General features: G+C 60.5%; 14 protein-coding genes and 5 pseudogenes. 12 read left to right on the plus strand and 7 right to left on the minus strand.

What is annotated here, in order from left to right:
• Positions 1-27: 27 nt before the first annotated feature.
• Positions 28-2,883, minus strand: coding sequence for a hybrid sensor histidine kinase/response regulator (locus NX05_RS09205; RefSeq protein WP_039432710.1), 2,856 nt, complete (start codon positions 2,881-2,883; stop codon positions 28-30).
• Positions 2,884-3,352: 469 nt separating this feature from the next.
• On the opposite strand from NX05_RS09205, the pseudogene NX05_RS23695 reads away from it, so the two are divergent.
• From NX05_RS23695 to NX05_RS09230, 4 genes and pseudogenes are all read left to right on the plus strand, one after another.
• Positions 3,353-3,817, plus strand: a pseudogene (locus NX05_RS23695) (MarR family winged helix-turn-helix transcriptional regulator).
• Positions 3,818-4,322: 505 nt separating this feature from the next.
• Positions 4,323-6,434, plus strand: coding sequence for a methyl-accepting chemotaxis protein (locus NX05_RS09220; protein ID WP_039432704.1), 2,112 nt, complete (start codon positions 4,323-4,325; stop codon positions 6,432-6,434).
• Between the two features lie 512 nt (positions 6,435-6,946).
• A complete protein-coding gene (locus NX05_RS24185) occupies positions 6,947-7,315 on the plus strand; it encodes a hypothetical protein (RefSeq protein ID WP_162231357.1) in 369 nt (122 codons plus the stop codon).
• Between the two features lie 579 nt (positions 7,316-7,894).
• Positions 7,895-8,446 (plus strand): CPBP family intramembrane glutamic endopeptidase, encoded by a 552-nt coding sequence (locus NX05_RS09230; protein WP_010375328.1) that lies wholly within the window; start codon positions 7,895-7,897, stop codon positions 8,444-8,446.
• 1,479 nt (positions 8,447-9,925) lie between these two features.
• Here NX05_RS09230 and NX05_RS24870 read toward each other — a convergent pair.
• Positions 9,926-10,158 (minus strand): annotated as a pseudogene (locus tag NX05_RS24870) (hypothetical protein).
• 112 nt (positions 10,159-10,270) lie between these two features.
• On the opposite strand from NX05_RS24870, the pseudogene NX05_RS24875 reads away from it, so the two are divergent.
• Positions 10,271-10,629: pseudogene (locus tag NX05_RS24875) on the plus strand (transposase); the annotation flags it as partial.
• Here the strand turns inward: NX05_RS24875 and NX05_RS22230 are convergent.
• Positions 10,623-11,334, minus strand: a pseudogene (locus NX05_RS22230) (DUF6538 domain-containing protein); the annotation flags it as partial. The pseudogenes NX05_RS24875 and NX05_RS22230 overlap by 7 nt on opposite strands.
• A 274-nt stretch (positions 11,335-11,608) precedes the next feature.
• Here NX05_RS22230 and NX05_RS09245 point away from each other — a divergent pair.
• The 3 genes from NX05_RS09245 (at position 11,609) to NX05_RS09255 (ending at position 13,584) form a co-directional block, all read left to right on the plus strand.
• Positions 11,609-11,854, plus strand: a complete 246-nt coding sequence (locus tag NX05_RS09245; RefSeq protein WP_230597835.1) for a PIN domain-containing protein — start codon at positions 11,609-11,611, stop codon at positions 11,852-11,854.
• A 150-nt stretch (positions 11,855-12,004) separates the two neighbouring features.
• Entirely contained in the window at positions 12,005-12,808 is an 804-nt protein-coding gene (locus tag NX05_RS24880) for a hypothetical protein (RefSeq protein ID WP_230597833.1), read from the plus strand.
• A gap of 434 nt (positions 12,809-13,242) precedes the next feature.
• Positions 13,243-13,584, plus strand: a complete 342-nt coding sequence (locus NX05_RS09255) for a hypothetical protein (protein WP_039432694.1) — start codon at positions 13,243-13,245, stop codon at positions 13,582-13,584.
• Between the two features lie 52 nt (positions 13,585-13,636).
• Here the strand turns inward: NX05_RS09255 and NX05_RS09260 are convergent, their stop codons facing one another.
• Positions 13,637-15,232: a MobA/MobL family protein gene (locus tag NX05_RS09260; protein ID WP_039432690.1), complete on the minus strand. Its 1,596-nt coding sequence runs from the start codon at positions 15,230-15,232 to the stop codon at positions 13,637-13,639.
• A 266-nt stretch (positions 15,233-15,498) separates the two neighbouring features.
• Between NX05_RS09260 and NX05_RS09265 the strand changes: the two genes are divergently transcribed.
• The 4 genes from NX05_RS09265 to NX05_RS24885 all read left to right on the plus strand — a co-directional run bounded on the left by NX05_RS09265 (position 15,499) and on the right by NX05_RS24885 (position 18,192).
• Positions 15,499-15,825: a hypothetical protein gene (locus NX05_RS09265; RefSeq protein ID WP_039432688.1), complete on the plus strand. Its 327-nt coding sequence runs from the start codon at positions 15,499-15,501 to the stop codon at positions 15,823-15,825.
• A 260-nt stretch (positions 15,826-16,085) separates the two neighbouring features.
• Positions 16,086-16,355, plus strand: a complete 270-nt coding sequence (locus NX05_RS22240) for an HNH endonuclease (RefSeq protein WP_249027759.1) — start codon at positions 16,086-16,088, stop codon at positions 16,353-16,355.
• Entirely contained in the window at positions 16,313-16,909 is a 597-nt protein-coding gene (locus tag NX05_RS09270; protein ID WP_253956518.1) for a hypothetical protein, read from the plus strand. Before NX05_RS22240 ends, NX05_RS09270 begins: the two co-directional genes overlap by 43 nt.
• Positions 16,910-16,956: 47 nt before the next feature.
• A complete protein-coding gene (locus tag NX05_RS24885) occupies positions 16,957-18,192 on the plus strand; it encodes an HNH endonuclease (RefSeq protein WP_230597831.1) in 1,236 nt (411 codons plus the stop codon).
• 11 nt (positions 18,193-18,203) lie between these two features.
• On the opposite strand, the gene NX05_RS09280 is transcribed toward NX05_RS24885, so the two are convergent.
• The 3 genes and pseudogenes from NX05_RS09280 to NX05_RS23705 form a co-directional block, all read right to left on the minus strand.
• The gene (locus tag NX05_RS09280) at positions 18,204-18,854 is read right to left on the minus strand and encodes a hypothetical protein (RefSeq protein WP_039432684.1); all 651 of its coding nucleotides are present in this window, start codon (positions 18,852-18,854) and stop codon (positions 18,204-18,206) included.
• A gap of 41 nt (positions 18,855-18,895) precedes the next feature.
• Positions 18,896-20,767, minus strand: coding sequence for a coiled-coil domain-containing protein (locus NX05_RS24540; RefSeq protein WP_253956519.1), 1,872 nt, complete (start codon positions 20,765-20,767; stop codon positions 18,896-18,898).
• A gap of 182 nt (positions 20,768-20,949) precedes the next feature.
• Positions 20,950-21,076: pseudogene (locus tag NX05_RS23705) on the minus strand (IS5/IS1182 family transposase); the annotation flags it as partial.

Below are 21,076 nucleotides of genomic sequence, written 5' to 3' on the forward strand. Positions count from 1 at the left end.
ACTCGTAGCTAACGCGACTCGCAAAGCTTACTGCACGCGCCGCTCCAGCAATTGCGCCATCCGCCGCTCCAGCTCGATTGCCTGGAAGGGCTTGGTCAACACCTCCATGCCCTCATCCAGCTGCCCTGCGCCCACGGCAGCCGTGGCGGCATAGCCGGTGACAAAAAGCACCGGCAGTGCCGGCCGCGACTGCCGCCCAGCATCGGCAACCTGGCGCCCGTTGAGGCCGCCGGTCAGGCCGACGTCAGTCACCAACACATCGATGTGCTCGTGCGAGCGCAAACGCTCTATCGCCGCATTGCCCTCGGCGGTTTCGATCACGCGGTAGCCGGCTTCGGTGAGCACCTCGGAGATCAAAACGCGGATCGCGGTTTCGTCTTCCACCAGCAACACGGTGTAACTCTGCGAAGCGTTGCGCTGCAGCGGCCGGTTCGAAGGCGTTACGTCATCCTGCGGCAATACACCGGTGAAACGCGGCAGATACAAGGCCATGGTGGTGCCCACGCCCACTTCCGAATCGATGCGCACGTGCCCGCCGGATTGGCGGGTGAATCCATAGATCATCGACAGGCCCAACCCGGTGCCCTGGCCGATCGGTTTGGTAGTGAAAAAAGGTTCGAACACCTTGGCCATCACCTCGGCGCTCATGCCGGTCCCGGTGTCTTGCACGCTCAGGCACAGGTAATCGCCGGCAGGCAACTCCAGCTGCTGAGCGGCCGCGACATCCAGCGTGCGGTTATGCAGGCTGATGGTGAGCTCGCCGCCATCGGGCATGGCATCGCGCGCGTTGATGCACAGGTTGAGCAGCGCGTTTTCCAGCTGCGGCGCGTCCACCAACACCTGCCACGCTTCGTCAGCCGGACGCAGCTGCAAGGCGATCGAAGGGCCCAGCGTGCGCGCGATGATGTCGTGCATGTCGCGCACCAGCGCTTCCACGTCAACCGCGGTCGGCGCCAGCGTTTGTCTGCGCGAAAACGCCAGCAGCCGCTGCGTCAACGCGGTGGCACGGGCCGCGCTGGATTGCGCCATCTCCACATAGCGGTCCAGGCGGTCGTACTTGCCCTGCTCGATGCGCGTCTGCAGCAGTTCCAGGCCAACGCTGATGGCGGTGAGCAGATTATTGAAATCGTGCGCCAGCCCGCCGGTCAGCTGCCCCACCGCTTCCATTTTCTGGCTCTGACGCAGCTTTTCTTCGGCCAGCAACAACGCCGCGCTACGTTCGCGCACGCGCTCTTCCAGCGTTTCGGTGAGCTGGCGCAGCTGCTCTTCGGCGACGCGCTTGTCGGTGATATCGGCCGAGGTACCGAACCACTCGGCAATCCGCTCTTGCTCATCCAGCAGCGGAATCGCGCGCATCAAGGTCCAGCCCACGCGTCCATCAGCGCCGAGCACGCGGTATTCCACATCAACGCCAGACCTGTTGGCAGTCGTCTGCGCCAGCACGTCTGCCAACCGCGCGCGGTCGTCCGGGTGCACCATCTCCTGCCAGTGCGGCGTAGCCGAAACCGCCTCACTCAACACACCGTCGCCCACCAGTTGGCGCAGCTGGCGCCAATCTGCGCTGGCGGAAAAAATCGACTGCGAGGAGGCGCGTACCAATGCATCCAGGCGCCATTCGCTCTTTTGCAAGGCTTCGCTCGCCAGCCGCTCGGCGGTACGGTCGCGCAGCACCTTGACGAACCCGATCGCCTCACCGGTTTCTTCGCGCAGTACCATCAACGAGCCGTTGGCCCAGAACCGCTCGCCGGATTTGCGCACGTGCCAACGCTCGTCCATGCCGCTGCCGCTTTCCAGCGCCGCTGCAGCTTCGATCAGCATCTGGCGGCGCTCGACATCTTCCGGAGTGAACGTGCGCTGCAACGATTGGCCGAGCATTTCGGCCTCGCTCCAGCCCAGAATGCGCCGCGCGCCTTCATTCCAGGACGTCACCCGCCCGTGCATGTCGGTGGCGATGATGGCGTAATCCATCACGCTGTCCAGGATCTGCCGGTTACGCACCTCAGCCTCGCGCACCGCGCGTTCCAGGCTGATGCGATCGGTGATGTCCAGGCCCTGCACGAAGATGCCGGAGATGGTGCCATCGGCGCCGGCGATCGGCTGATAAACCAGATCCAGCAGGCGCCGCTCGCTGGGGCCGCCCGGCACGGCTTGCACGTTGTACGGCAGTGCATTTGCCGCAAACGCACGCCCAGATCGATACACCTCATCCAGACGAAGCAAATGCCCCTGCTCCGCTGCATCGGGCAGTGCCTCGGCCAGCGGCCGCCCGATCACATCGCGATGGCCGATCAACCGTGAATAGCACGGGTTGGCGAACTCCACCCGATGCTGCGGCCCGCTCAAAAAGGCCATGAACATCGGCGCCTGCTCAAACAGCCGAATCAAGCGCTCGTGTTCGTCGGCCAGCCGCGCTTGCGCCAGCTTGCGTGCAGTGACTTCGTTGGTCACGCAGAACGCGCCGCCCACCTGGCCATCGTCCAGATAGATCGGCGAGAACGAGAACGTCCACCAAGTCTGCTCCGGCACGCCGTAGCGGTTCATGCCGATCGGCAGTTCCTCGAAGCGCGAGGCCTGGCCTGAGAACGCTGCCTCGATCGGCGCACGCACGGCCTCCCACGCATCGGCCCACAATTCACGCAGCGGCGCGCCCAGCGCCTGCGCATGGCGCGGACCCAGGATCGGCGCATAGGCATCGTTGTAGAAAAAGGTCAGCGCATCGCCCCACACCACATACATGCTCTCGGGCGAACCCAGCATCAGCTCGATCGCATTGCGCAGCGGAGATGGCCACTGTGCGGTGGGTCCCAGCGGGCTCACCGCCCAGTTGCGGTCGCGCACCGCCTGCGCCATGACGCTGTCACCGTGCGGAAACCTCGTATTCATAGCGTGCTTGCCTGCACTGCGTCTGCGCGCAGGCAACCGCTCCGGCAGGCGCCGTGCACGACTGCGGCGTCGCCTGCTATGCGCTTATGCATTGCCCATCCGTACATCATTTCCAACCGTTGAAGCCTAGGTAGCCAGCTTGCGCATCACTTGTCGGCGAGACGGAGTGCGCACGCGGTCGCCCATCATCTGGCCTATGACAGTTGGCGTCCAGCCACCTCGGGCGCAGTGACTGAACAAGTAGCTTCCCCTGACGTGTTTGCGACACCGTGCAGCGTGCGCAACGGCCAACGCAGTTTTTGGCCTGCACGCATTTGAGCGCGCCCGGTTGCGCGCCGCTCAACAGCGCAATTTCGCTTCAGCAGCCAAGCGGCCAGGCATTTGCGCTTGGCCAAGGGGCACCTAAGGGCATACGCGCTGCAGGACACGTAAAATCGCTGGAGGCTCCAGGCAATACACGGTCGTACAGATGCTGGATCAAAATGAACTCATCCATCCGCACGCTGCGGTCGCGCCTGGTTATCTGGCCAACCACGCAGCGCGGGTCTTCAGCCGCCTGTTCGATGCCGAACTGCGGCCGCGCGGCGTTTCCGCTGGCACTGATCGGCCCGATCATGCTGCTGTCCTGGAAAGGCCCGATGTTGCAGCGTGACCTGGTCATCGCCTCGGCAGTGAAACAGCCGGCCATTGTGGCGCTGCTCGACAAGCTGGAAGGCCTGAAGCTCATCAAGCGCACACCTTCCCGCAGGATCGCCGCGCCGCGCTGGTGGCGCTCACCGCACGCGGGCGCAAGATTGCCGAAGTCGGCAGCCGTGCCTTGTCGGGTATGAATGCAGTGGCGTTGGAAGGCTTTTCCGAAGACAAAGTGCAGCAGACCGTCGTGCTCATGCACCGGCTCATCGCTAACTTGAAGTGTTGTGGTCAGGACGTGTAATACCGCTCTGATATTTCATCCCACGGGTGACAACAATGCCGCGTCGGCTCCTCATCACCGGCGTCAGCATTGCCGGCAATATCGCCTGGACCCTCACCCATCATGGCGTCACCGCCTCGGCATCTACCTGCTGCATGGCGCGCTCAAACGCGCCAGCCAGCCAAGCGAGCAGCACATTGCAATCACGTGGGTGACGCCCGCGATCTAGGCGCCGGATCTTTCCCACTATCGGTAAGCGCTGTGACAGCACTGATGACCCGCGCACGGCAGCGCCACGGACGCAAGCGCCATGGGTTATTTCGCAACGTAATAGCCAGCCCCACCAGCACATGAATCAGCAGGCGCAATGGCTTCAGTTCCAAAGCAAGAGGTCGCTAACGAACGAGTCGAGACACAACAGAAGCAGTGGCAGTTGCGCTGGCTCCTGCGGCGTCGCGTGCGCATTCGTCCCCGCTGTTGCTGGGCCTTCCCGCTCTTCCGTTAGTCGGATCCCGATCGAACCCCTATGCATTTCTTCTCAAATTTGCGAATTGGACAGCGCCTGGCCCTCGGCTTTCTCGCGATCATCGTGTTGATGGTGATCCTGACCGTGGTCGGCATCCAACGCGTTCGCAGCATCGACCAGCAGCTCACTGCCATCAATGAAGTCAACAGCGTCAAGCAACGCTACGCGATCAACTTTCGCGGCAGTGTCCACGACCGCGCCATCGCCCTGCGCGACGTCGTGCTGATGGACGACCTCACCAACCGGCACGCCGCAGAACAATTGATCGACAAGCTCGCTGCCGATTACGCACGCTCCGCGCAACCGCTCGACGACATGATCGCCAACTCAAGCGATGCCAAAGAAAAAGACATCCTCCAGCAGATCAAGGTCATCGAGCAGCGCACCCTGCCACTGATCGCCCAGGTGCGGGGCTTCCGCGATGCCAGTGATAAGCCGCATGCAGAACAGCAGCTGCTGCAGGAAGCGCGCCCGGCCTTCATCGCCTGGCTGGCCAGCATAAACGCCTTCATCGACCTGCAGGAAACCAAGAACCGCGCCGCCGCCAAGCAAGCCGTCGCCACCGCCGGTGGCTTCGCGACGTTGATGGTTGCTTCCACCATCATCGCGCTGCTGCTGGGCGCCGCCATCGCTTTCCTGCTCACGCGCAGCGTGGTGTTGCCACTGCGCCAGTCGCTGCGCCTGGCAGAGCGCATCAACGACGGCGACCTGCGCAGCCAAGATGCACCGACCAGTAACGACGAATCCGGACAACTGCTGCGCGCCATGCAACAGATGCAGCGACGCCTGCAGGAAGTGATCTCGGCGCAACGCAATATGGCCGCGCGCCACGACGTCGGCGAAATCAGCTACCGCACCGATGCACAACGTTTTCCCGGCGAATACGGCGACATGGTGCAAGACACCAACGCACTGGTGCATGCCCACGTGCAGACCCAGTTGCGCATGACCCAGGTCATGGGTAGTTACGCGGTTGGCGATCTCACCCAGGACATCGAACAGTATCCCGGCGAAAAAGCCGCCATCACTGCCACCATGCAACAGGTCAAGCGCAACCTGCAGGCCATCAACGCGCAGATCCAGGAACTCACGCAGGCCGCATGCGCAGGCAACTTCGCGCTCCGCGGCCAGCCGAAAAAATTCGAACACGACTTCCGCCTGATGGTGGAAAACCTCAACACCATGATGGCTACCTCCGACACCAACCTAGCCAAGTTCTCCGAGCTGCTGCGTTCAATCGCCGATGGCGACCTGACGGTGCGCATGTCCGGCAACTTCCAAGGCGTGTTTGCCTCGATGCGCGACGACGCCAACAGCACGGTGCACCGCCTCACCGACATTGTCACCCGCATCCAAACCACCACCAACAGCATCAGCTTCGCTGCAGAAGACATCGCCGGCGGCAATCAGGAACTGGCGCAACGTAGCGAACAACAGGCCGCTAGCCTCGAAGAAACTGCCGCCTCGATGGAGGAACTGACCTCCACGGTCAAGCAGAATGCCGAACACGCAACCCGCGCCAACCAGCTCGCTCGCGGCGCAGCCACCATTGCCTCGGAAGGGCGCGACGTGGTCGGCCAGGTGATCGAACAGATGTCCAGCATCGAAGCCTCGTCCAGGCGCATCGCCGACATCATCTCGGTCATCGACGGCATCGCCTTCCAGACCAATATCCTGGCCCTCAACGCTGCGGTCGAAGCCGCACGCGCGGGCGAACAAGGCCGCGGCTTCGCCGTGGTCGCCTCCGAAGTGCGCACCCTCTCGCACCGCTCCTCCGATGCAGCGAAAGAAATCAAGCGGCTCATCGACGACTCCGTACAACGCGTCGCCGACGGCTCTACCTTCGTACACAAGGCCGGCACCACCATGGGCGAGGTCGTCACCAGCATCCAACACGTCACCGACATCATGGGCCACATTTCCGCCGCATCGCAGGAACAGGCCGGCGGCATCGAACAGGTCAACCACACCATCGCCCAGATGGAAGAAACCACGCAACACAACGTCCGTCTGGTGGAAGCAGCAAGCACCGCCGCGCGTGCGTTGGAAGCGCATTCTGCCCAGCTAACCGGCGCTGTGGAGGTGTTTAAGGTCAGGGCTACCGTGATCTAGAGCGCGCGCAGAATTGCTCATCCCGTGGCAAACCGTCTGTCGCTGCCACGGGCGACTCGGCGGCTAATAAGGAGTGGCGGGCTCTACCCACAACCATGGACGGTTTCTTAAAATTGGAAAACTCACATCCTGTCTGGCGGTCGTTCGCCGCATCTTGGGTTGTGATGCCGCCCGAAGATTCGGAAAGATCAACTCTCACTACATCGGGTGTCTGGTCTCTCGGCGGTAGACGTGTCGTTTAAGCGAGCCGAGCAAGCCTTCGCAGATCACGCTCTGCCGCAGTGCCCACCGCGCTCATCAGCAGGCGCACTGATTGTTCTCTGCACAGTTCTGTTAGCCACGACAGCGAACTGACTTCCACACTCGAAGGGATTACGTTCCTGTTGCTGCCAGACCGCCATCTGAACTGTCCATCGTGGAGTCGTGTGACACTTGAGCCATCGTGGGACCCGCCGCCAACCATGCGAAACAATCAACGAAATGCTCTTGTGGTCCCATGGAAGCGATCCAGGATGCTGGCGGGTCTGGCGGTCATTTCACTTGCAGGATGTGTAGCGGCCGCCCCCAAGGTCCATCCCCTCGAAGGCCCCGTGGGCCTGGGCAAAGTTGCGGCAGTCGACGGCCCCAAAGTGCGTCCCGACCGCATCATCGAAGACAGCCGTTGTCCCCCTGACGTGCAATGCATCGTGGAGGGCCGGTTGATCGTCAGGGCAACCGTGTTCGGCGGTGGCTGGTCAAAGCAGGTCGAGCTCACGCTAGGTATTCCGGTGCCTGTTGCTGATGGCATGTTGACACTCGTCGACGCTACACCCGTACCGATCAATCAGACCGCCGCAGGGTCGGCGGCGCGTTTCACGTTCAAGTTTCAGGGCGGCCGCTAGCAAAGCATCGGCTGCACGTCCTCCGGCTAGCGCGTACATTCTTGTAATCCATGCGAATTCAAGAGTTCGTTGATTTGCCTTGTTACGCGTTACTGCGCACGGCAAAACTTAGTTGCCGGAACTCCCCGTCTACAGACCTGCAGGCCTGACGCGCGATCGCCAACGTCTTAGCGGTGTTGCGTTCAAAGCTCGCAAGGCCGCTGACAAGCATGCAGAGCGTTGGTTGGCGTCTTGCACCATCTCGATGACGGTCGTCGTAGACGCGACAAAGCACGGACCACCTACGAAAGTCATGCGAAAAAAATCATCTTTCTCTCGCAGCATGGCTACACAAGTCGGCGCGGCGGCGGCCCTCAAACGATGCCTTGATGTGGCATGCCCTTTGGCACACGGCGCCAGACGTAGCCTTAGCTAACCTCGGACATCCATCCATCAGCCCTGCTCTACATGCGCCGCACAACACACGTTACAGCTCAGCCCTCTGACCATCCGAATGCTCTGCATCCGTTGCTTCGGTTAGCACTGTTCCTTTCGATCCTTGCTCTGGCATATTTCCCGTGGCTAGCTTTCCCTTGGCGTATGCCGCTCGTTGGGCTCATCGGCTTAGTAGTGATTCGCTGGGAGACGCACTCATTTGCGGCAGCCGGTATCAGGCGCCATAGCGCAACACGGTCACTGATCTGGATTGTCGTTTTGACGGCAATCATCATCGGCCTCGTCACGCCAGTTCTGCAACCCCTCATCGACCAGCTGACCGGAACAAAGACCGATTACAGCGCCTATGGCGCGCTGCGAGGAAACATTAAGGCAAGTGTTCGGTTGATCGGATTGGCTTGGCTTAGTGCAGCACTGGGAGAAGAACTGGTGTTCAGGTGCTTCCTAATGCATCAACTTGAACGGCTACTTTCAACATTTCGAGGAGGTCAAATCACCTCCTCAATTGTTGGCGGTGCCATCTTCGGCTTGATGCATGCAGCGCAGGGGATCGCAGGCGTTCTGCTGACGGGAATCGTCGGCAGCATCTTTTGCTTTGCTTACCTCAGATCTGACCGCAATGCTTGGGCGCTGATCGTGGCTCACGGCCTGATAGATACCTGGGGTGTATTCACCCTATACAAGGGCTGGTATTGACCCGAAAGCTTGAAGAAGGCAAACGCAACTTCAATGCCGTGCACCTCACTATTGACCGGGGATGATTCCACAGCTGATCAGAAGGGAAATGCTTTTCTGCAACCGGAGGACAAGCGCTCTGCGCGGAAGGGACTAGCCAGTTGATCTGACATCATTGTTTACTCCGCGCGGCAGCTGCCACTTCGTAAAGGCAGTAACCAAGCACGCCACATCTTTGAGCAAAAAAACACACCACTTCAATGTGCTGGTTTGGACCGATCATTGGCGGCGGCGCTGCTCGAAGTTTTGGAGATGCCGGTCAATGTCGCGATGAGCCATCACGCGGCTCCATCTCAGGCCCGACCCGCGAAACGCCGCGGGGATCGTCACGTTTGTCCGTACTGACGATGAGATACAAGCCAGGCCCGCCTGCAAGGGCTTGCTCAACGTAAACTTCTGACTTGAAGCTCACCGCGTTCTGGTCACGCCGAACAATGTCCATACATCGCTGTTGCAGTTCAGCGTCACCAGATGATCTGGGTGAAGATCAGGCTATGCTCCTGTGCCGCTAGGCTGGTGTGCTGACAGCCACCGATGACCAAGTGGTTGCCTGGCTCAGCTGCCTTCGATCGCAACGTGCCGGCGTCGGGAAGCTCAAGAGATAGAGCGTTCGGAATTGCATGCCCAAGGATGTGACGGCCTGGACTAGTCCAAGCTTCACTTTGCGCCGCATCGTGCTAGGCAATCTTCGCGACTAATGACGACGATTTCGGCCTAATGGCATTGCGAGTAGGCATAATGCAAACACCAAGCGAAAGGAGTTCTGCGTGCCGATATACATGGTTAGTTTCGAATGCAAGAACAACACAAAAGATTACACAAGTTTATTTTCAAAAATAAAAGAAATTGGACGCCCTTGGTCTAACGACATAGGCTCGACTTGGCTCATCGGCCATCTGGGAAATGCGAGCACCATACGCGACGTGTTAAGGCGGCACCTTGATCAGGAGGATCCCCTTCTGGTTGCTAAGCTGGCAAAGAAAGACGCTGCATGGTCCGGCTTTTCAACGATGGGTGCCGAATGGCTGAAGCGACATCTCAGTTAGACAGCATCCCTCCAGCCTATGAGACCGCTGCGTTAGGCATAGGCGACAAGCGTGGTCAGCTGGAGTCTGTGCTGTAAAGCGTCTACTCTCGCACATTCTAAATTTAATATACCCAAAAGTGCATAGCACCATCGGGGAGGATCACTGTTGAGTTTTATAGCAACTCGGCACGTGGGCGATTACCTGCTCACAGCCCACATCACCCCGTCCGACGAAAATTTTTTACCAGAGCTCCTAATTTCGAGGCCAGGCGGTATTACGCTGCACCGCTACTTGGTCCCGAGTGTCGCATTCCCGGATCGGGACGCAGCGTATGCCTACGCCAAGCAATGGATGATCATGTGCCATGTGTCGAGCACCGGCTTGGTAAGCTCAGCCTGACGATCACTTGGTTTCAGCCTTGGCGTTCCGCGTCTGTTAGCCCATGCCAGGACAGGATTTCCTCAGCTCGGCGACTGACAAACTGCGCGTCCTCGCTCGTCATCGCCTTGCTCACAATGGCAGCGACGATGTTGGCAAAAGCTTGCCAACGTGGTTTAGATCAGGAATAGAGGCCTGCAATGCGGGCACCGCAGTATCCAGGCGTTCGAGGTGAAGGCGCAGCTCGGCTCTGTCCCTAAAGCTCAAGTATCGGCAACGCTGTCGCACCGCTTGAGACGTATCTGACCTCCTCCCTATAACTTGGACCAGCCAGAACTAGAAGATTCGGCGACACTCAGGCCCAAGCAGGCCCGTCGCCATGAAGAAGTCCAAGTTCACCGAAGCGCAGATCGCGTTCGCCCTGAAGCAGGCCGAGACCGGCACCACGGTCGAGGCGATCTGCCGCAAGATGGGCATCAGCCAAGCCACGTTCTATGCGTGGCGCGAGAAGTTCGGCGGGCTCGGCATTGCCGAACTGCGCCGGCTACGCCAGCTTGAGAATAGAACCGCAAGCTCAAGCAGCTGGTCGCCGATCTGAGCCTGGACAAGGTCATTGCAGGACGTGCTGTCAAAAAAGTTCTAAGGCCCGCGCAGCGCAAGACGCGCGTCGGCCATCTGGTCGATCGGTATCGCGTTGGGGTTCGTCGAGCCTGCACGGTCGTCAAGCAGAGCCGGTCGGCGAGCGTTGGCGTTGAAGCGCCCTTCTCGCGCATGTCCTGAAACCATCGAGCCAGATCTGAGCGGGTGATGGCGTGGACCTTTGCCTTCGATCCCAAGAAGCTCACCAAGGATTCGACCGCCGTCTTTTTGATCGTGTAAGTCTTGGGCAGCGTCGAGCCCTTGAGGGTCGCCAGGTACGCGTCCCGAGCCTTTCCCAACGTCATCGTCTCAATGGCCGGCGCAGATGACTGCCGAGCCGGGGGTGGCCTGGTGCGACGCTCCGAATGCGTTGAAGGCCGCCACCGGGAGCCGCGACGCTTGGGCGGTTGCCCCACCCCGTGCTTCCAGTTCCATCAGCTGCCGATAAAGCCTCAGGTCCTTCGGGCTGTCGATCTGCCACTGCTGTGTCACCGTCCCATCAGGCTGGCGGGTGCGGTTGAGCGTCAGTTCCTGGAGGTTCTCAGCGCTCGTCAGTCGAGCAATAAGCAGGTCAGCGTCCGATTTGCTGAGCTTGGCCACGCGTTGATCCTTCAACTGTGCGAAGAGCCGAGCGTAGCCCGCCCCGAGCACCACCGCACGTGCATGCGCTTGCGCCAAGTCCTTCGTTTGCAAAGTGCGTTTGATAAGCCGGCAGCCCATCATGGTTCGCAAATCGATGGGAACACGTTGGACAAACGACCAACGACCGGTCGGAGAACGGCTCAGATGATGAGCGATGCGCATGCGAGTGTTTCCTCTGCATGCTTCCTGCCTCCAATCAAACCAAGTCAGATTTTTATGTTAAAAATCAATACCTTGGAAACAACTGGCGGAGAGAGTGGGATCGGATCACCTCCGACCTAAGCCCTTCTCACCGTTGCAGAAAGCCTGCTGGGCAGGTTTCCTTTCAATGTTTCCTCGATCATAGCCCCGGGTTGGACTCGATTGCTAGCGCCCGCTTGCCACGGATGCGCTGCTGACGCCGTTGTCTGTCTGCATAAACTCGGACCGCGCCGACATGAGCAACCCGAACAGCCTGCATGAAACACGTGTTGCTATGTTGGCCGACTGCGACGATATTCCAACCGACATCGTGGAGCACGCGTTGCTCATGGTGGACCAGTTCGGTCGGGTCATGCTTCGGCGTGGCTACGATCACCAAACCATCCTCGCTCATAAACGGCAGGAGGTCCTGGTCCGCCAGGCGTTCACCCCGTGCCTTCAATACCAATACGCCTCCGGCAAGAACCCGGCACACGCCTAGGCCGCCGGCCAAGCCATTGATGCGATGGCAGACCATCAGTGCTTTCAGTAGACTCGGCGGGCCACGAGGCAGTGGCCTGCTCCAAATCTGCGTTTCGTAATAGCCCAGGCAGGCGCTTTATTGAACCCAATTTACATGGAGAGAAGTGACGTGAAATGGAAAACGATTGGCTTGAATACCGTTCTTGCAGCATGTCTCTTTTCATCGGCAGGTTTGGCGTGGGGTAAGTCGCCAGAACCGCCATCAGCGTTTCAGGAAGTCGTCACGCAGGTAGGCGCTGAGAATAGTCTAAGAGCTTTGCTTGGTGACCACTTTGATAGCTTTAGGGGCAATTTCGACGAAGTCGCCAACCCCGTTCGACTAAAAGACGGCGGGACGTTCCTTGATGGATGGAAAGAGGGAAGTGCCGACACTCACGCGGCAGCATTCGTCGTTTACCCAGATGGCCGCGTTTATGCCGCTTACTACGACCGTGAGCAGGGGCAGATCCGTTACTTTGGTGGCAAGCGCGGCCGGATACATCCTGCAATAGAGATCTGGGCGAAGCGATTTGCTCCGCCATTCAAGGTTCTTTCGCAGAGCGACTCCCAGAGTTCTTCAAACGCCAGCGCGGCGATAGCCGCTAACTCTCCTACGCCTGAAGACCAAGAGGAAATGCGAAAGGTCGCGGCTGCCATTTGGGGCGACGCACTTGCTGCGGGCTGGGATATGAATGCTGAGGTGGGGGACATCCTGGGCACCGTGACCAAAGAAATCATGGACTGTTCCAAGGCGTTTAACTTGGTTCCCCGACCGGTGGGCTGGATACCTGGGTGGGGCTACGTTGCGAAGACCGCTATTCAAATCACTGCTTACTTGATTGGCGTCACAAAAGACCGGGTCTACAAGACCTGTGTTTCCACAGCCGCCTTGAACTGGCGGAGTCGAATCGAAATGGCTTCTGCAGGCATCTAAGTCGCCTCTTCAGACCGGTTGGGGATCGCGATGCTCGATGTGTTCCTGCAAACCCTCGAGGTAGTTTTCTCTAGCATCGGCCAGGCTGCCAGCCGTCACTCCTGGCGCTATCTCGGTCTAAGCCTTCTTTTGATTGCGGGCCTTTGCGGATTTCTTTTTTGGGGCCTCAGATGATGGTTAAGCGCCTCGCTGCGAGGGGCGAGGTGCTTTTTCGAGACTACTGGCCGAAAGTTCTTCATGAAATATTGCGATCGGATTCGTTGGTAAGCCACATGCCCGAAAAAGGGGATGATCAGCAGCCTTCTATGGCCGAAGGGCATAGCAGATATGATAATTCTACCCGTATTCAAATTTGTGAAATGCGGCTCGAAGCGAGCGCTTGCGGAAGTGGCGATTCTTGGTTGGATGAGGACTCCCCACACGCAGGAGTTTTCATGACCACCCATCCGCAACAACTCGAAATCGCTGGCCAACTGCTCGCCGGGCTGATGAGCCAGACACTGTCGGACGAACCGCTGGTGCGCCAACGCAATGTCTGCAACGCCTGGGCCTCTGCTGGCGAGCTGATCGTTTACAGCCAGAAGAAGCCGCCAGGCGGAGGCAGCGTCGCCCAATCCTTGGAGCATGCCCCTCCGCATCCCTTCCAGCCGGTGCGCACCCGCGAAGCCGTCATCGTTCGAGAGCTCCCATCGATAGACGAATGGCGCGCGGGTTGCAAAAACAAAGATGCACACCTAGACCCGGTGCGCAGCAAGAAGCGTCCGACCCTTCACTGAGACGGACGCAAGCACGCAAACATTGAGCCCCGCACTGCGGGGCTCTCTGGTTTCAATGGAAGCGCGGCGGCCGGGGAACGTAGGCAGGGACAGGAGGGGCGGAGATGGCAGGACCTGGACGCGGTCCATCGGGCTGGTTCGCCATGTCGAGCTGGAGGGGATAGCGCTGGAGCATGTCCCGGCTCCAAGCCTCCAGATGCGCCGCGCTGGCCGAGGCCTCTTTCTCGCAGAGGGCTTGTTCCTCCGGGGTCACCTTGGCCCTTGCATCGGCAAGCTCTGCGGTCCGGCTTTCCAGGGTGCTGAGTCGGCGACCGCGCCGCTGCTTCCAGTCCCCCTGCATCCACGACGGACCGGGCTCGGGGTTGTTCGCCAAAAAGTCGTGCCACGCGTTCTCGGCCATGTGGTGCAGCTTCTCCGCTCGGCGCACCGCCAATAGCCGCCGGGCGAACTTCATGGTCGCTGCCTTGAAGCGCCGCAGCCGACGCATCAACTCGTTGAGGTCCGGGCGAAGCCGAACCTCGTCGGCGAAGGCAGTCACGCGCTCCCTCACCCACTGCATTAGGTCCAGCGTTGCTTGGAGTGTCTGAGCCAAGCGGGGATCCGCTTGAACGGCCACTCCCCATTCGTCGCTGGCCTCCTCAGCGAGCTCCGAGACCGAACGTGGGGCGCGCGACGGCTTGGCCTCCTCGGCCTCCATCAGTCCGAGCCCACGGGCAATGGTCGCCATGCTGGGGGACACCTCGATGTGCCCTGCCCCGCGCCTGAGCGGCAGGGACAGCACATCAGAAGACCGGCCAGTCTCGCGCTCTGCCTGGGCCTGGCTATGACCATCGGGCACGGGCATGGCGCGCCCTTCCTGCTCGAACACGGCGATGAGTTTTCGGAAGGTCTCCTCGTTGGTCTCTTCGATGAGCTGGTTGGCCTCGAACCGCTCCGATGGCTGGCCCCGTCGAGCCAGCGCGGTCCCGTTCTTGCCGACGTGCTTGGTGGGCTCCCGGGAGAGCACGGCAGCCGCGGCCAGGTCGCCGCGGGCCAGGGCATCGTCGGCCTGGGCGGCCAAGCTGCGATGGTCTACACGAATCTCAAGCGCCGCCTTCTCAAGGTGCGCGTTGATGGTGGAGGCGATGAGTTCGCGCACCCATTGCACTTCAACACGTCCCGACGGCCCGCCGTCCAGTTCCTTGGTTTTGTCCGTGAGACCGTCTGGCCCCATGCGACGCGTCGTTGCCAGGACATGGACATGCCAGTTCAAGCCGTCCTTGCTGCCGGGGCTGTGGATGCTGGCCTGGGCCGCAAAGCCGTAGCGGCCAACTAAGGCGCGCGTGACCTCTACGGCCAGCTCGGACCTCTGGAGGTCATCGAGTTCGTGGGGCAAGGCAAACTCGAACTCGCGCGCCACGGTCGAATCTTTGCGACGCTCAGCCGCTTCTGCAGCCGGCCAGAGCTCAGCAGGGACCAGGGCCCAGTCAGGCGCGTCCTCGGGAGCGATGCAGCGCGTTTCGACCACGCCGTCCCGGCGGCGGTAGTCGTGGCGCAGGCCGGTGAGCGCGTCCTCGAGCAGCAGGCCGGCGCGGTAGGCCGCCGCAGCGATGGACGAATGTCCTTTGGCACGGCTGAAGGTTTTGACGTTGGCGTGGTAGATGGCCATGAGGCGGCGACTCCGAAGCAGTGGGGTTGCTTGGTTTATGCCTCGGCTTTGGATTTTCGCAAGCGCCTTGGGCGCTTGGGGTTCAAGGGGCGGAGCCCTTTGCGCACGTGTCACGCAGTGACACCTAGGTGCGCTCTTGCTTCTTTCTTCTAAGCCTTGTTTTTCAGCCTTTTCGATTCTCGGGGGGGACGAAATTCGAGACCAGCCCAACGCTTGACGCAAGTCGTTTTCCTGGTTGACTGATTTCCACAAGGCAGGAGAAACACATGACCGCAACGAATCACTACCGAGACCAAATCCAACGCGCCACGGAGCGCTTGGCTCAGCATCAAGCGCGCGAGCTTTTAGCGCAACAGCGCCAAGCGGTGAAGGCCAAGGAAATGCAACGCCGCGAAGAAGCCAAGCGACGCACACGGGTAGCAGAGCTCGTGTTCCTTGCAGGAGCAGAATCGCTGGAGGATGCCGAGTTGGTGGGTGCGCTTTTGGCTCACGTAGGAAATCGGAGCGACGCGGCAATCCGTAACCAAGCGCGCTCCCTCGGCGCGTTGCGAATGGAAATCTCGAACGCTGAAGAAGGTCACAGCACGCATTGAGCCTGCTCGCCCGCCCTGCCATCGCGCGCCGAACAGTTGCAGCCGCGCCGATGGTCGGTTACAACGTGTTTGCCAGTGGGGGCATCCCCCGGTGTTGTGCCCGCATAGCCTCTAGGCTCCGGGTGCCCGAGGTTCTCCTCTAGGAGGCACGGGAATCTTCTTTGATTCCGGAGCCCTCTATGAGCAACAAACGCCTCAAATCTCTTCGCATCCGTGCCTTTCAGGCCCAGTCGGGCTGCTGTTTCTATTGCGGCCTCTCAATGTGGCTCGCCTCGCCTCACGAGCTGGGCTTGCGCCCCCGCTCTGCACGTTCTTACCAGTGCACAGCCGAACACCTGATTGCTCAACAAGAAGGCGGCTTGGATGTGCCCGAAAACGTGGTAGCCGCGCACACACGCTGCAATCAAGGACGCCACAAGCGGCGAGGGCCTGCTCCATCTCCTGACGTGTTCAAGCAGCTGGTTAGAAAGCGACTTGCAATGGGAAGATGGTGGCCCACGCCTCCAACTGGAACTCACATCGGATGTTGATCCGTCGCCTGCTTCCCAGTGCCGTATTGCTGCTGACTGCCTGTTCCCAATCCTCTACGCCTCAAGCCGAGCCATCCCCGCCCACGGAAAGCTCAACGCAGCAGCCGGCCGATCGTTCCGTGGTCACGCCCTTCCAAAAAGAGGTCGAGCGCAGCAAGGCAGTGCTTTCATGCAAGTCAACCAAGATCACGCCAGGAAGCTCAGGCTGGGGTGCCCTTTTTGGCTGTATCGGCGGCGAGGCCGAGACAGTCAAGTTCTTTATCAACGAAGAGCCGGAAACCGGCAGGGTCTCCACCACGAAGTTCCTATGGAACGACTGGTTTAAGGATCGCGGTTATGGGCTCCACGCTGACGCTAAAGCTGCGGACAAGATGATCCACGACCTCATCAAACTTTATCCCAGCGACCACGACAAGGCCTTGCTTAAAGCGTTCAAGGGCAAGAAGAACCTTACCTTGGAAGGCAATGGCTACCGCTTCGAATACACGTTCGACCGAGGGCCAGCCATTGACGAACGCATGATTGTGGTCACGCCGATTGGATTGACACCATAACGCCACGCCTGCACACCCGTTGCCGAGGACACTGACACCCCATGCGAATGAGCGATGCCTTTCGCCGATATGGCGTTGAGATCAAGGACCCGCAGTTCAACTCGTCCGCCCTGTCTGAGAATCCGCGCCAGGTCATTTTGAGCCTGTGGTCACACAACTTCTCTCCCGACATGTCCCGCTACGCGATGGAGACCGCCCATTGGAAGGGCAGTGGCAAGCACACTTTTCGCGCTCATCTCGAACAAGCCCGGGCGGAAAGCTTGCCAATCCGAGTCGTGGTGGCCACCTCCGACAACCCGGCAAAAGTTAGGGCTGGCAATGCCGCACGCGCCTCCAACGACTTCGAGCCGGACTTCAGCCTGGTCGGCCAGGTGGCATTGCTCGAGGCCGATTCTTTTGAACTTACGTTTGAGCACGGCGGCGAGATCCCTGAAACAGAGATGGTCCTGCGCGACCGGGCTACCGTGAAATACTGGCACGTGGCCGAAGCCGTGCAAGCACTGGCCAAGCCCTCCTCCACCGCAGAGATTCGAGATTGGCTCAAAGGACGCTACCCAGGCGAGGACCACTCAGACTTGGGAGCCAACCTTTCATTTTTGACCGTCAACGACACGAATCGCAGGTATTACGACAAGACGCGGAAGGATTGGCGCTCAAACTCCAATCGTCCCCGTGATCTCCTTTTCCGGCGAGGCAAATCGCAACGCGTGACGTATGAGCCCTTTCGACCAAGCATCCATGGCCACTGGACTCTACAGCCGAACGAAGGCGGCCTTTGGGAAGCTGTGCAGTTACCCGCCACCCCACAATCGAAAGCCGAGGCCGAAGGGCAGGATGCGGCATTTACGCATCTGCCTCCATTGGATTCAGACCATGATGCACGTGTTTGGGCAATGCGTGCAGTAGCCCAGCGCCGCGGTCAATCCTTTTTCCGAAATCAATTGCTAGACGCGTATGGCAGCCGTTGTGCCATCACTGGCTGTTCGGCGAAGGAAGTCTTGGAGGCGGCGCATATATTGCCTTACCGGGGAGACCATACCGACCGGGTGGACAACGGCTTGTTGCTCCGCGCCGACCTCCATACCCTTTTCGACTGCCTGCTGCTCTGGATCACCCCAGAGAACAAGGTCGCGTTGGCTCCATCGTTGCTTACCACTGACTACTTTGCTCTTAAAGGCCAGACCGTGCGTCAGCCGGAGTCAAAGAAGAACCGCCCCAATCCCGACCATCTGAGCGAACACGCCCGGCGTTGTCAGGAGCTCGACGGCGCACCAGGCCCATAGGTCGACGAGCATCAGCGCGCGTCTGAGGCGCTGCGCAGGCTAACGGCACGGTATTGCTTCTGACTGCCGAAACGCGGGCCGTTCCTTTCGAGCGTGGCGCAGATCCTTCCTTCGCCACAGGGAGCTAGATCAGCGCGCGCAACCCGCTCCCAATAGTCGATTGAGGTGCGGAGCTGCACCAGCTCGCTGCGCTTTTCGTTGATGATGTCCACCGAGTAAGCCACCGCACCCAGGCCCAACACGCCGGCCACGAGCATCGTGGCGGATGCAATGCCCATGCGTCGTGTGATCTTTTTTTCCAAGGACTGCTGGGCATGCGCGTAACGGCGAGTGGCTTGCTGCAATGTCTCATCCGCAGTGGCCATTTCTTTGTTGAATCGCTTGGCGGCTGGCTCCAGCGTCTGCGTCAACGCCTGATTGGTCAGCTGCGTCAGCCGCGGCAGGGCGTTTTCCAGCACCCGATTGACCTTGGCATCGGCGCTGCTGGCCGCGTGTTGGACTACCTGAAGTTGCTCGGCGACAACCTCGCGCAACCGTTGTTCGCGCTGCTGCATGGATGCCACCAGCGTCGTCAGCACTTTGACCGTTTCCTGCAGCGAGGCGTTCGACGCGTTCAATGCCGCCATCATTTCCGCCATTGCGGCGGCGTCTTGCCTGTCCATGAGGTCTCCCTGAGCTCGGCTGGTCACGGAAGCGATTTTGACTAACCGCCACCACCACCACCACCACCTCCTCCTCCTCCGCCTCCGCCTCCACCGCCGTCTCCACCACCACCGCCGTCCCCTTGGGGGCCGCTCTGCATCGGACCCTTGGCGAACTCCGGCAAGGTCATCACCATCACCGGCCCGCGGCTGGTGTTGATCTCGGCTGAGACATCCATCCCCAGCGCCTGGCGTGTGGTGGCGAGCTCCTGGGCCTCCTGCTGGGCCTGCGCCTCCAGGAACTCGTTGCCTCTTTTGATGAGCGCCTGCGTCGCTGCGCTGTTGGCCACCCGATTCAAGGCCTGCTCGATTGCCAACTCGTTCTTGCTGTCGAGCGCATAGAGCACTTCGTCCACGTCCGGATCACCCGTGATGGATTTGCGCTCAGCTTTCGACGAGTCGTTTGGCGCATCCCCTCCCCCTGGACCGGCCGAGCGCTGAGCTAGAGGTGGAAAGGCATCGGTTTGCTCAGCAGCTTCACTAGGCGAGCGGCCACTTGGTTGGTGCGCGCTGAATGCATCAATGCCGCCACCCTCCTGGTCTAGCGCCCTCTTTTGAGCGAAGGGATAAGGTTCTCCGCGCTCGCGATACTCCCTCCATTCCTGGTGGAAGCGTTCGTCTTCCCGATCCGCCGCCTCAATTTCCTGTTGCAGCTGGCGCAGCGAGCGCATGGTCTCTTCCAGGAACAGGGTGCCGCCCGGGTCTGCGCCGCTGCGGTCCTGCGCCGGAGTCGATTGGGCCTGCTGGCTTTCCGCGTCTGCTGGCTCCGTGGGAAAACGATTCTCTGCGCTGCCTCCCAGCGATTGCCCGTGTGCTTGCGCGAGATTTATTGCGGGCAGCACAGCCGCCTCAGGGTCGATGGGAGAGACGTCTGAAGGACTCGCCTGCCGTGCCTCAGCTGCTCGCTCAAGAGTGGTAGGCGCAGGGGGCTGCGACGCAATCAACGGTTCTGCTGTCGCAGGCGCTGTTTGGGCCATCACGCGCCCCGGCTCTGCCTCCTGCTCACGCGCCACGTCTTGCTGACGGACCGACGCTCGCTCCATCTCCGCTTGCTGCGTTTGCACGCTGGGGGGCAGCGCTGGAGGCACCGCATCGGCCTCTGCGCCTTGCGAAGGTTGGTTACCGGATTCCGGACTCTCGGATGAAGGCACTTGAAGCTGAGCGGTGTCGCGATTCTCCACCGCCTGCATTTCCAGCGCGCGCTCTACATCTTGTGCTTGATGCGGCTGCGCGTCGCCTGGACCGGGCGTTTGCTTCAGAGGGTCAGGTGCCAGGTGTGCGCGTGCATGTTGGTTCTGTGGCTGCCGGCTTGCGCCCTCCTGCTGCAACTGAGGACGCGACGTATGCTGAGCCAGCGCGGTATCTTGAGCGTCCGGTTGAGGATCCGGTTGCGGCGAGGAGTCCTGACGCTGGGCCTGCTGCTGTTCGAGTCCTTGAACTTGTTCCTGTTGATCCTGTGCTTGCCGAGCCTGAGCTTCCTGGACCTCAACTTGCCTGGCTTCTTGAGCCTGGCGGTCTTGCTGCTCCCGCTGCTGGTTGTCCTGGGCTTGGTGCTCCTGCGCCTGGCGTTCCTGGACATCCCTTTCCTCACGCTCCTGCAGCTCGCGTTGCTGGCTGGTCTGTGCTTGCTGCTCCTGCACTTGCCGCTCTTCTGACTCCCGATGCTGCTCGGCTTGGCGCTGACCTTCCAGCACCGCATGCGCCTGGACTGCTTGTTCGCTCTGCGCCCGATCCTCGCGCTCTGGCTGGGCCTGCTGGAGGTGCTCGCGCACCTGCGCGACGTGCTGCTCTTGCGCAACACGATCTTGCTGTTCGCGTTCTTGTCGCGCCTGCGCCGCGACAGAGGCTTGCATTTGCGCCTGGAGGTCGAGCACTTGCTGCGGACTGGAAGAATCGGAGGTCGAGCTGTCCGCCTCTGCCGTTCCCGCAGGCACGCGCCCTAGGGATGGTCTGATCAACGCGACCGGGAAACCAAGCAAACCGCATCCGCCGCGCTGAGGGCGCTCAAATCGCCGATTTTTTGCCGGTTTCGGCCGTTTGCGGGGTGTTGCCTGGATTACAGGCACAGCTTCCCCGCAGCAGGCATTAACGCTTTGCGCGTCAGCCACAGATTCGACAGTGCAAACAGCGTCAGCACCTGTGCGGTGTTCTTCGCCAAACCGCGATAGCGCACCTTGACGTAA

This window comes from Xanthomonas vasicola, from assembly GCF_000772705.2.
GTDB classification, from domain to species: domain Bacteria; phylum Pseudomonadota; class Gammaproteobacteria; order Xanthomonadales; family Xanthomonadaceae; genus Xanthomonas; species Xanthomonas vasicola.